At 42.6% G+C, this 11,131-nt stretch carries 15 protein-coding genes; 13 read left to right on the top strand and 2 right to left on the bottom strand.

Annotation, left to right across the window (positions count from 1 at the left end; all coding sequences use genetic code 11):
* Positions 1-136 precede the first annotated feature (136 nt).
* A complete protein-coding gene (locus N8L33_RS09720; protein WP_261059732.1) occupies positions 137-1,090 on the bottom strand; it encodes an aromatic acid exporter family protein in 954 nt (317 codons plus the stop codon).
* A 67-nt stretch (positions 1,091-1,157) separates the two neighbouring features.
* Entirely contained in the window at positions 1,158-2,363 is a 1,206-nt protein-coding gene (sstT, locus tag N8L33_RS09715) for a serine/threonine transporter SstT (RefSeq protein WP_261059731.1), read from the bottom strand.
* 151 nt (positions 2,364-2,514) lie between these two features.
* Between sstT and N8L33_RS09710 the strand changes: the two genes are divergently transcribed.
* The 13 genes from N8L33_RS09710 (at position 2,515) to N8L33_RS09650 (ending at position 11,094) form a co-directional block, all read left to right on the top strand.
* Complete coding sequence (locus N8L33_RS09710) at positions 2,515-3,081, top strand: mechanosensitive ion channel family protein (RefSeq protein ID WP_001154852.1); 567 nt, start codon at positions 2,515-2,517, stop codon at positions 3,079-3,081.
* Between the two features lie 51 nt (positions 3,082-3,132).
* Positions 3,133-4,038: a magnesium transporter CorA family protein gene (locus N8L33_RS09705; protein ID WP_000242267.1), complete on the top strand. Its 906-nt coding sequence runs from the start codon at positions 3,133-3,135 to the stop codon at positions 4,036-4,038.
* Positions 4,039-4,054: 16 nt separating this feature from the next.
* Positions 4,055-4,582: a YqeG family HAD IIIA-type phosphatase gene (locus N8L33_RS09700; protein WP_000234222.1), complete on the top strand. Its 528-nt coding sequence runs from the start codon at positions 4,055-4,057 to the stop codon at positions 4,580-4,582.
* Between the two features lie 2 nt (positions 4,583-4,584).
* Positions 4,585-5,691 (top strand): ribosome biogenesis GTPase YqeH, encoded by a 1,107-nt coding sequence (gene yqeH, locus N8L33_RS09695; protein ID WP_219966920.1) that lies wholly within the window; start codon positions 4,585-4,587, stop codon positions 5,689-5,691.
* A 213-nt stretch (positions 5,692-5,904) separates the two neighbouring features.
* Entirely contained in the window at positions 5,905-6,216 is a 312-nt protein-coding gene (yhbY, locus tag N8L33_RS09690; protein WP_000060169.1) for a ribosome assembly RNA-binding protein YhbY, read from the top strand.
* Between the two features lie 51 nt (positions 6,217-6,267).
* Complete coding sequence (locus tag N8L33_RS09685) at positions 6,268-6,897, top strand: nicotinate-nucleotide adenylyltransferase (protein WP_261059730.1); 630 nt, start codon at positions 6,268-6,270, stop codon at positions 6,895-6,897.
* A complete protein-coding gene (gene yqeK / locus N8L33_RS09680; protein ID WP_261059729.1) occupies positions 6,897-7,490 on the top strand; it encodes a bis(5'-nucleosyl)-tetraphosphatase (symmetrical) YqeK in 594 nt (197 codons plus the stop codon). Before N8L33_RS09685 ends, yqeK begins: the two co-directional genes overlap by 1 nt.
* Positions 7,491-7,991, top strand: a complete 501-nt coding sequence (locus N8L33_RS09675; RefSeq protein WP_150922191.1) for a cysteine hydrolase family protein — start codon at positions 7,491-7,493, stop codon at positions 7,989-7,991.
* 12 nt (positions 7,992-8,003) lie between these two features.
* Entirely contained in the window at positions 8,004-8,357 is a 354-nt protein-coding gene (gene rsfS, locus N8L33_RS09670; RefSeq protein ID WP_120769850.1) for a ribosome silencing factor, read from the top strand.
* A gap of 110 nt (positions 8,358-8,467) precedes the next feature.
* Positions 8,468-9,208 (top strand): class I SAM-dependent DNA methyltransferase, encoded by a 741-nt coding sequence (locus tag N8L33_RS09665; protein WP_261059733.1) that lies wholly within the window; start codon positions 8,468-8,470, stop codon positions 9,206-9,208.
* Between the two features lie 9 nt (positions 9,209-9,217).
* On the top strand, positions 9,218-10,315 hold the full coding sequence (locus N8L33_RS09660) for a nucleotidyltransferase (RefSeq protein ID WP_261059728.1): 1,098 nt from the start codon (positions 9,218-9,220) through the stop codon (positions 10,313-10,315).
* A 236-nt stretch (positions 10,316-10,551) separates the two neighbouring features.
* Complete coding sequence (locus N8L33_RS09655; RefSeq protein WP_000388572.1) at positions 10,552-10,806, top strand: type II toxin-antitoxin system Phd/YefM family antitoxin; 255 nt, start codon at positions 10,552-10,554, stop codon at positions 10,804-10,806.
* A 3-nt stretch (positions 10,807-10,809) separates the two neighbouring features.
* A complete protein-coding gene (locus N8L33_RS09650) occupies positions 10,810-11,094 on the top strand; it encodes a Txe/YoeB family addiction module toxin (RefSeq protein ID WP_261059727.1) in 285 nt (94 codons plus the stop codon).
* The last annotated feature ends 37 nt before the right edge of the window (positions 11,095-11,131 follow it).

The following is an 11,131-nucleotide window of genomic DNA, read 5'->3' as shown; positions in this document are numbered from 1 at the left end:
TTCCATATGATTCTTTCTAATGAGTTGTTTGATCGCTTTTCATTATAGGTCATATGGGACTTTTTTTCTACACAAAAAAGGCTCCATAATATCCATAGGGGGTTACCCACTACAAATATTATAGAGCCTTCTTTTTTTACTGTCCATATTTTTGGTAAAAATCAACTTTCACTTGGATGAAGGTTTTGGCTTCACGTAGGAGTTGAAGAAGGGTGGCGCGAGTTTCAAATTCTTCTCTTGTCTTGGGTAGACTGCGGTTGCGAAAGACTTCTAGATAGCGTTCGATTTCATCTAGTAAATCAGAAGCAGGATTGGTCTGGCTCAGTTGACTAGCAATTTTTGAAAAGAGCTGGGCCAAAATTAGGCTCTCACTGGCAGCTAGGTGGCAGGTATTGATTTGCTGGGCCATGTTTCGCAGGATGCGACTTTGTCGCTGTCTCATCTCAAAGTAGTGAATATGGTAATCAGTCTGGTGAAAGAGGTGGTCTGAGTGATCCAAATAGACCAGTCTGAGTGCTTCTTCCAAAAGGGTGTCTAATTCTTCAACCAGTTGTGCTCGGTTGCGTCCATCCCCTCTGGATAAATAATATTTGAAGCGTTGGAGGATATCTTTTAACTTTTCTTCTACCAATGTGTGGTAGTGATGAATTTCCTCTTCTCGTGAAGGCATGTAGAGATTGACAAGCAAGGCAAATCCTGTACCGATAGCAAAGAGAAGGAATTCGTTGACTAGAAGGTCTGGAGAGGTTGACTCTTGCACCAAGAGATGGCTAACTAAAACAGTGCTTGGTGTGATGCCAATTTCCCAACCCATCTTATAGGCTAGAGGCACATAAAGTGCTAGATAGAGGCCGAGGCTCCAGATATGAAATCCGCTCAAGTGAAAAGCCAAAACCCCGATAACCAGAGCCAGAAGCATGGAAAAGAGCCGATTGCGGGCCAGTTTTAAGGTACTTCTACGCGTATCAGATAGGCTCAAGAGAGCGATAATTCCGGCCGAAACTGCTGACGAAAGATTGAGAAAATAAGCAAGAAGGCAGGCAAGACAGGTAGCTAAGATGAGCTTGGTCGTACGTTGACTAATAGACATAAGAATTTCCTGGTAAGTTAGAATAAAAGCGTAAAAGACAAGACCTGAGCAGGCTTGTCTTTATGCGCTATTTTTTACGGGCTGCTGCGTATTCGGCAACGGCAGTAAAGAGGACGTCTGTAGAAGAGTTAAGGGCTGTTTCACATGAGTCTTGGATGACCCCGATGACAAATCCAACTCCGACAACTTGCATGGCAATATCGTTAGAAATACCGAAAAGGCTACAAGCAACTGGGATAAGAAGGAGGGAACCTCCGGCAATACCAGAAGCACCACAGGCTGAGATAGCTGCTACCACACTGAGGACAAAGGCTGTTGCAAAGTCAACAGGGATTCCAAGAGTATTTACTGCAGCAAGAGTCAAAACGTTAATAGTAATTGCTGCCCCGGCCATGTTGATAGTAGAACCAAGTGGGATAGAAACAGAATAGGTATCTGGATCCAGTCCAAGATCGTGACAGAGCTTCATGTTGACAGGAATGTTAGCCGCAGAACTACGAGTGAAGAAGGCTGTCACACCGCTGACACGCAAACATTTCCAAACGAGGGGATAAGGGTTGCTCTTCATAAAGAGGAAGGCAATCAATGGATTGACTACTAAGGCCACAAAGAACATAGTTGTCACCAAGAGGGCAAGCAAAATTCCGTAGTTGGCTAGGCTTCCGATTCCCTTATCAGAGATGGTTTTGAAGACAAGACCAAGGATACCAAATGGAGCTAGGTTGATGATCCATTCGACAATCTTAGAAGTCACATCAGCCATAGTTTTCAGCAATTCTTTACTGTTTTTGCTGGCTTCTCTCATGGCAATCCCGAAAATAACTGCCCAAGATAGGATACCGATGTAGTTGGCAGTAATGAGGGCATTGACTGGATTGTCAACCAATTTGAGCAAGAGGTTGCTGAGGACCTGTCCAATCCCATCTGGTGGAGTAATATCGGTATTAGCACTATTTAGGGTAATTTCAACAGGTACGATGAAACTTGCTAGTACAGCGATAAGGGCAGCCGCAAAGGTTCCCACCAAGTAAAGGAAGATAACGGTTTTCATATTGCTATCTTGCCCCTTTTGATGTTGGGAAAGGGCATTGGCAACGAGGGCAAAAACCAGAATCGGTGCGATGGCTTTGAGGCCACCAACAAAGAGATCTCCTAGAAGGCCAATTCCTGAAATGTTAGGAAGTGTCAGTCCTAGGGTTCCTCCAATAAGCATACCAATCAAAATTCGTTTGATTAGGCTTGCCTTATTCCAAGCATGAATGATTTTTTTCATAACAATCTCCTTTGTTGTGTAATGTTTATGATTATAGTATAAATATGAGCTAAAATCAAGAATTTTCTGTCTATTTTTGAAATTATTTTTGAATATTTATGGAGAATGATACGTTATGAAAGTATGGTATAATAAATGAAAGGAGTTTTCTATGCAAGAATTTATTCAAACCTATCTCAATAAGCTTGATGTTACAGCGATTATCGAGAATATCTTAACCAAGTTACTTTCTCTTTTATTCTTATTTTTACTCTTTTATATAGCTAAGAAATTGCTCCATGCCATGGTGCAGAGAATTGTTAAACCTTCTCTAAAAATGTCTCGTCACGATGTCGGGCGTCAGAAAACCATCTCACGTCTGTTAGAAAATGTGTTTAATTATACCCTTTATTTCTTTTTGCTTTACTGCATTTTGTCGATTTTAGGTTTGCCAGTTTCTAGTTTGCTGGCAGGTGCTGGAATCGCTGGGGTGGCTATTGGGATGGGAGCCCAAGGTTTTCTGTCTGATGTTATCAATGGCTTTTTCATCCTCTTCGAACGTCAACTGGATGTGGGGGATGAGGTTGTTCTGACAAATGGGCCTATTACTGTCTCGGGCAAGGTCGTCAGCGTTGGTATTCGAACAACACAACTCAGAGGAGAAGATCAGGTTCTGCACTTCGTCCCCAATCGGAATATTACCGTTGTCAGCAATTTCTCTCGTACAGACCAGGCCTGAAATTTTAGCAGATTTATGGTACAATAGAAAGAGTTTAATAAAGGAGAAAAGATGGTTTTAGAAAAGCAGTTGGGCAATGGTTGTACCTGGATAGACCTTGATGTGGATAAGATTAAAAATATGGAAGATCTTTCTGACATCTATGGATTGGACAAGGAAACCATTGAGTATGCTCTGGATAGAAATGAACGAGCTCATATGGATTATAACCGTGAAACGGAGACGGTAACCTTTATTTATAATGTTCTTGATTTAGAAAAAGACAAAGAATATTATGAAGCGATTCCGATGACCTTTATCGTCGAAAGACAACGAATGATTACCATCAGCAACCATAAGAATGCTTATGTCATTGATCAGATGTCAGCTTATCTGGATAGCCATGAGTCGCTTTCTATTTACAAGTTTCTCTTTGCTGGTTTAGAGATTATCAGTAACGCTTATTATCCTGTCATTGAAGAGATGGATAAAAGTAAGGACGAAATTAGTGCCTTGCTACGTCAAACTACAACAAAGAAAAATCTCTTCGCCCTCTCTGACTTGGAGACAGGTATGGTTTACTTGACAGCAGCAGCAAAACAAAATCGACTCCTCTTGGAACATATCCAGGGCCATGCTCTTTATCGGAGATTTAATGATGTCGAACGAGAGCAGTTTGATGATGCCATGATTGAAGCCCATCAGTTGGTGTCTATGACAGACTTGATTTCTCAAGTCTTGCAACAACTCTCAGCTTCTTACAACAACATCCTAAACAATAACTTGAATGATAGTTTGTCAATTTTGACTATTATCTCCGTCTTACTAGCAGTACTTGCGGTTATTACAGGTTTCTTCGGAATGAATGTTCCTCTACCATTTACAGAAGAGCCAAATGCTTGGATTTATATCTTAATGACTAGCTTGATTTTATGGGTGGCCTTATCTCAATGGCTGAAGAAAATTACTAGAAAATAAAAGAAAAGGAGCCAAAATGGTGATTGAAAACTACATGCCAGACTTTGCTGTAGAAGCAGTTTATGATTTGACAGTCCAAAGCCTGCAGGCGCAGGGAATCAAGGCTGTTTTGGTCGATTTGGATAATACCCTCATAGCTTGGAACAACCCAGATGGGACACCAGAGATGAAGCAATGGTTACATGACCTTCGGGACGCGAGCATTCGCATCATTGTGGTATCAAATAACACTAAAAAACGCGTCCAACGTGCAGTTGAGAAGTTTGGAATTGATTACGTTTATTGGGCTCTGAAGCCCTTCACATTTGGGATTGACCGTGCCATGAAGGAATTCCACTATGAGAAAAGTGAAGTGGTCATGGTCGGCGACCAGCTTATGACAGATATACGAGCAGCCCACCGTGCTGGCATTCGCTCAATTTTGGTCAAGCCCTTGGTTCAACACGACTCGATCAAGACACAGATTAACCGTGCTCGTGAGCGCCGTGTTATGCGAAAAATCACTGAAAAGTACGGACCAATTACATATAAAAAAGGAATTTAACTATGGAAGAAATTCTCTGTATTGGTTGTGGAGCAACCATTCAGACGACAGATAAGGCTGGTCTTGGTTTTACCCCCCAGTCGGCACTTGAAAAAGGTTTGGAAACTGGCGAAGTCTATTGCCAACGCTGTTTCCGTCTCCGCCACTACAATGAAATCACGGATGTCCAGTTGACGGACGATGATTTCCTCAAGCTCTTGCACGAGGTGGGAGACAGTGATGCCTTAGTGGTCAATGTCATTGATATCTTTGATTTTAATGGTTCTGTCATCCCAGGCTTGCCACGTTTTGTCTCAGGTAATGATGTCCTTTTGGTAGGAAATAAAAAAGATATCCTCCCTAAGTCAGTTAAGCCTGGTAAGATTAGCCAGTGGCTCATGGAACGTGCCCACGAAGAAGGTCTCCGTCCAGTTGATGTCGTCCTAACTTCGGCACAAAACAAGCATGCCATTAAGGAAGTCATTGACAAGATTGAACACTACCGTAAGGGCCGCGATGTCTATGTGGTCGGTGTGACCAACGTTGGAAAATCAACTCTAATCAATGCTATTATCCAAGAAATTACGGGTGATCAGAATGTCATTACGACGTCGCGCTTCCCAGGAACAACCTTGGACAAAATCGAGATTCCGCTTGATGACGGTTCTTATATCTACGATACGCCGGGAATTATCCACCGCCACCAGATGGCCCACTACTTGACGGCTAAAAACCTCAAGTATGTCAGCCCCAAAAAGGAAATCAAGCCTAAAACCTATCAGCTCAATCCTGAACAAACCCTGTTTCTAGGTGGCCTGGGACGATTTGACTTCATTTCAGGAGAAAAACAAGGTTTCACAGCCTTCTTTGACAATGAACTCAAACTCCACCGTACCAAGCTTGAAGGCGCTGGTGCCTTTTACGATAAGCACGTCGGAACGCTTTTAACACCACCAAATAGTAAGGAAAAAGAAGATTTTCCAAAATTAGTTCAACATGTATTTACCATCAAGGACAAGACAGACCTAGTCATCTCAGGCTTAGGCTGGATTCGCGTAACAGGCACAGCAAAAGTCGCAGTCTGGGCACCAGAAGGAGTCGCCGTCGTCACACGAAAAGCAATTATTTAAACACAGAAAGGAAAGAGTTGTCTAAATTCGGGCGAGCCTTGCGAGCCCATAACGAATACTTTTCGCTGTGGTGTCAGTTGGTACAAGTGATTGTACCAATTGCGGAAAATTTGAGACCTTAGGCTCAAATTTTAGTCATGAAAGTCCGAAGGACTTTGCTGACGTCCGTCACCACTTCAGAAAAGTATAAAAAGAAACTCTTTTAAGAAAATTATGTCATTAACATCAAAACAACGTGCCTTCCTCAACAGCCAGGCACACACCCTCAAACCTATCATCCAAATTGGAAAAAATGGTCTCAACGACCAAATCAAAACAAGCGTCCGTCAAGCTCTTGACGCTCGTGAATTGATTAAAGTAACGCTCTTGCAGAATACTGATGAAAACATCCACGAAGTAGCTGAAATCTTGGAAGAAGAAATCGGTGTAGATACTGTTCAAAAAATCGGACGCATCTTGATTTTGTTTAAGCAATCCAGCAAGAAAGAAAATCGCAAGATTTCTAAAAAAGTCAAAGAAATCTAAAAAAACTACTCCAAATAACTGTTTTTACAGAGAAATAAAGGAGACTAGCCTATGGCAATCGAACTATTGACTCCCTTTACCAAGGTAGAGTTGGAGCCAGAAATCAAGGAGAAAAAACGCAAACAAGTTGGGATTTTAGGGGGGAATTTTAACCCTGTTCACAATGCCCATCTGATCGTTGCGGACCAAGTACGACAACAGTTGGGACTTGATCAAGTCTTGCTCATGCCTGAATACCAACCTCCTCACGTAGACAAAAAGGAAACCATCCCTGAGCACCACCGTCTCAAAATGCTTGAATTGGCGATAGAGGGGATTGAAGGTCTGGACATTGAAACTATTGAGTTGGAGCGTAAGGGTATTTCCTACACCTACGACACCATGAAAATCTTGACAGAGCAACATCCAGATACGGATTACTACTTCATTATCGGGGCTGATATGGTGGACTATCTGCCTAAGTGGTACCGAATTGATGAGCTGGTTGACATGGTTCAGTTTGTAGGGGTTCAGCGTCCACGCTACAAGGCAGGGACTTCCTATCCCGTTATCTGGGTGGATGTGCCTCTCATGGACATCTCGTCCAGCATGGTGCGTGAGTTCCTTGCCCAAGGTCGGAAACCCAACTTTCTCCTACCTCAGCCTGTGCTAGACTACATCGAGAAGGAGGGGCTTTACTGATGGCATACCAAGACTATATCAACTGCTCCCGTGAGGCTTTGTTGGAAAAAATGGCAGAGCTTCTACCTGAAAAACGTCTAACCCATTGCTTGGGTGTGGAACGTGCAGCCATAGAACTAGCCCAGCGATTTGGAGTAGATGCCGAGAAAGCAGGATTAGCAGGCCTTCTTCATGACTATGCTAAAAAGTTGTCAGATCAGGAATTTCTGGACTTGATTGACCGTTATCAGCTAGAACCTGACCTCAAAAACTGGGGCAATAATGTCTGGCATGGTATGGTTGGCATCTACAAGATTCAGGAAGATTTGGATTTGCATGATCCAGAAATTCTGCGAGCCATTGAAATCCACACAGTCGGAGCTGCTCAGATGACTGACTTAGAAAAAGTCATCTACGTTGCAGACTATATCGAGCACAATCGTGCCTTTCCAGGTGTGGATGTGGCGCGTGAAATTGCTGAGCTATCGCTCAATAAGGCAGTGGCCTACGAAACAGCTCGTACTGTGGAGCATCTAGCTCATCAGAGATTCCCCATCTATCCCCAAACCCTTGAAACCTATAACGCCTTTGTGCACTATTTGAAAGAGGACTAAATGAAATCGGCTTTTATAATCATTGATGTTCAGAATATTTTAGTGGAAACCGGTTTTCAGACAAATAGTCTATTGGACAAAATTTCTTATTTACAAAACCAGGCTAGAAGCAAGAATATCGAAATTATTTATGTTCAACATATTGAGAACGCTGAAGCTCAAACATCAGAAGATTGGCAGTTATCTGAGCTTTTAAGTCGAAAACCTAATGAAAAGGTCTTTCAGAAGAAGTATAACAGTATTTTCAAAGAAACTGGTTTAAAAGAATACTTGGATAAACAGGGGATTGAAAAATTAGTTTTATGTGGTATGCAGACAGAATATTGTGTGGATACCTCTGTCAAGGTTGCTTTTGAATATGGCTATCAGCTTATTATTCCAGAAGGAACTTGCACAACGTTTGATGGGAAAGACATTCCAGCAGAAACGATAAATGAATTTTATGAGGGCATTTGGGAGGGGCGCTTTGCAGATGTCCTAGATTACAAACATATTTTCTAGAAAGAGGACTAAATGAACGAAAAAGAATTACTAGAACTAGTCGTGAAAGCGGCTGATGAGAAACGTGCGGAGGATATTCTCGCACTTGATGTACAAGATTTGACCAGCGTGACGGACTACTTTGTTATCACTAGCTCGATGAATAGCCGTCAGTTGGACGCTATCGCTGATAATATCCGTGAAAAAGTAGCTCAAGCAGGCTTTAAAGGAAGTCATATCGAAGGCGATGCAACTGGAGGCTGGGTTTTACTAGACCTCGGTGCTGTCGTTGTGCATATCTTCTCAGAAGAAATGCGTGCGCACTATAACCTAGAGAAGCTATGGCATGAGGCAGAGTCAGTAGATATTTCAGAAGCTCTTGCTTAGAAGACGAACTCAGTTGTAGTCAACTGGGTTTTATTTGCTTATTTTAGAAAATTGGATAGAAAGGTATAGGGCGAGTGGTGTTTGCCATGGAGGCTCTTGGTATCATGATTATGGCAACTTATGAAACCTTTGCGGCTGTTTACGATGCTGTGATGGATGATAGTTTATATGATAAATGGACGGATTTTTCTCTGCGTCATTTGCCTAAGACCAAGGAGAGAAAAAAACTCTTAGAATTGGCTTGTGGGACAGGTATCCAGTCTGTGCGATTTTCTCAGGCAGGTTTTGATGTGACTGGACTTGACTTGAGCGCGGATATGTTGAAGATTGCTGAGAAGAGAGCTGCTTCAGCCAAGCAAAAGATTGACTTTATTGAAGGCAATATGCTGGATTTGTCGAAGGCAGGTAGATACGACTTTGTCACTTGTTATTCGGACTCTATCTGCTACATGCAGGATGAGGTGGAAGTAGGGGACGTCTTTAAGGAAGTATACAATGCGCTTAATGAAGACGGAGTCTTTATCTTTGATGTACATTCGACCTATCAGACAGATGAGGTTTTTCCTGGCTATTCTTATCATGAAAATGCGGAAGACTTCGCCATGCTCTGGGACACCTATGAGGATGAGGCACCTCACTCCATCGTGCATGAGCTGACCTTCTTTATCAAGGAAGCGGATGGTTCCTTTAGTCGCCACGATGAAGTGCATGAGGAGCGGACCTATGAGGTCTTGACCTATGATATCTTGTTGGAACAGGCTGGATTCAAGTCTTTCAAACTCTTTGCGGACTTTGAGGACAAAGAGCCTACAGAAACTAGCACCCGTTGGTTTTTTGTCGCGCAGAAGTAGGAGATTATCATGACCATCACAGGTATTATCGCGGAGTTTAATCCCTTTCATAATGGACATAAATACCTGCTAAATCAGGCTGAGGGACTGAAAATCGTTGCTATGTCAGGGAATTTCATGCAGCGTGGAGAGCCTGCTATCGTGGATAAGTGGACACGAGCCCAGATGGCTCTGGAAAATGGCGCAGATTTGGTAGTGGAATTGCCCTTTTTAGTCAGTGTTCAGGCTGCGGATTTTTTTGGCCAAGGAGCTGTGGATATCTTGGCTCGCTTGGGCATTGATACTCTATCCTTTGGGACAGAAGAAGCTATGGATTACCAGAAAATTGCTGACTTATACACAGAGCAAGGTACTGAGATGGAGAAATTTGTGGAAAATCTGCCTGATTCTCTTTCTTATCCCCAGAAAACCCAGGCTATGTGGAAGGAATTTGCTGGTCTTGATTTTTCAGGAAATACGCCCAATCATGTTCTTGCTCTGGCTTATGCCAAGGCAGTTGCGGGACGAAACATCAAGTTGCATCCGATTCAGCGTCAGGGGGCGGGCTATCATTCTGTGGATAAGGATGTGGACTACGCCTCGGCGACAGCTCTGCGTCAGCACCAGAAGGACCAAGATTTCTTAGAACGATTTATGCCTTCTGTTGGCCTCTTTGAGCAGGCGAGTAAGGCGAGCTGGGAAGACTATTTCCCTTTGCTCCGCTATCAAATCTTGTCAAATCCAGACCTAACAACCATCTATCAGGTCAATCAAGAAATGGCTGTGCGCATCAAGGAGGCCGTTAAGACAGCCCAATCTGTAGAGGGATTAGTCGAGATGATTGCGACCAAGCGTTATACTAAGGCGCGTGTCAGACGCCTCTTGACCTATATCTTGGTTCAGGCTAGAGAAAGCGACTTGCCAGAAGGGATTCATGTTCTTGGCTTTACCGAAAAAGGCAGGCAACATCTCAAGTCTCTGAAAGGGCAGGTCAATTTAGTCAGCCGAATTGGTAAAGAACCATGGGATACCATGACCCAAAAAGCAGACCGAATTTACCAACTAGGAAATCCAAGTATAGCAGAGCAGAATTTTGGAAGAGTGCCGATTAGAATAGAAACAAACTAAGTCTACTGAAAGGTAGGCTTTTTGAGAATTTTTACTAATAATACTCTTCGAAAATCTCTTCAAACCACGTCAACATCGCCTTGTTGTACTCAAGTACAGCCTGCGGCTAGTTTCCTAGTTTGCTCTTTGATTTTCATTGAGTATAAATAGATGGAAAAGAAAATCTTGTACAAGTTTCTGACAATTTCTTTCTTTTCGTGTATAATAGTGGAAAAGAGGTAAAACGAGGTATGGTTATGGAAGCAGTTCTTTACTCAACATTCCGAAATCATTTAAAAGACTACATGAAGAAGGTCAATGATGAATTTGAGCCTTTGACGGTGGTCAATAAAAATCCAGATGAGGACATTGTAGTTCTTTCAAAGAGCGAGTGGGATAGTATTCAGGAAACTTTGAGAATTGCTCAAAACAAGGAACTTTCTGATAAGGTTTTGCGAGGAATGGCTCAAGTTCGTGCTGGAAGCACTCAGGTCCATGTGATTGAGGAGTGAGGAATGCTGCTCAAGTTTACAGAGGATGCTTGGGTGGATTATTGCTATTGGCAAAACCAAGATAAGAAAACACTCAAAAGAATCAATAAACTAATCAAGGATATTCAACGTGATCCATTTACAGGAATTGGTAAACCAGAACCACTCAAGTATGACTACCAAGGAGCCTGGTCACGTCGCATTGATGCAGAAAATCGCTTGATTTATATGATAGATGGAGATAGCGTGGCTTTCTTGTCCTTCAAAGATCGGCTCTTTGTCAACTGTAGTGGGTTGATGAAAAGCTAAGCTCGAGAAAGGACAAATTTCGTCCTTTCTTTTTTGA

Origin of the sequence: Streptococcus mitis (genome assembly GCF_946188695.1) — a bacterium.
Taxonomy (GTDB): domain Bacteria; phylum Bacillota; class Bacilli; order Lactobacillales; family Streptococcaceae; genus Streptococcus; species Streptococcus mitis_DF.
Note: the sequence above shows the minus strand (reverse complement) of the source record. Positions and strands in the feature narration are given on the sequence as shown.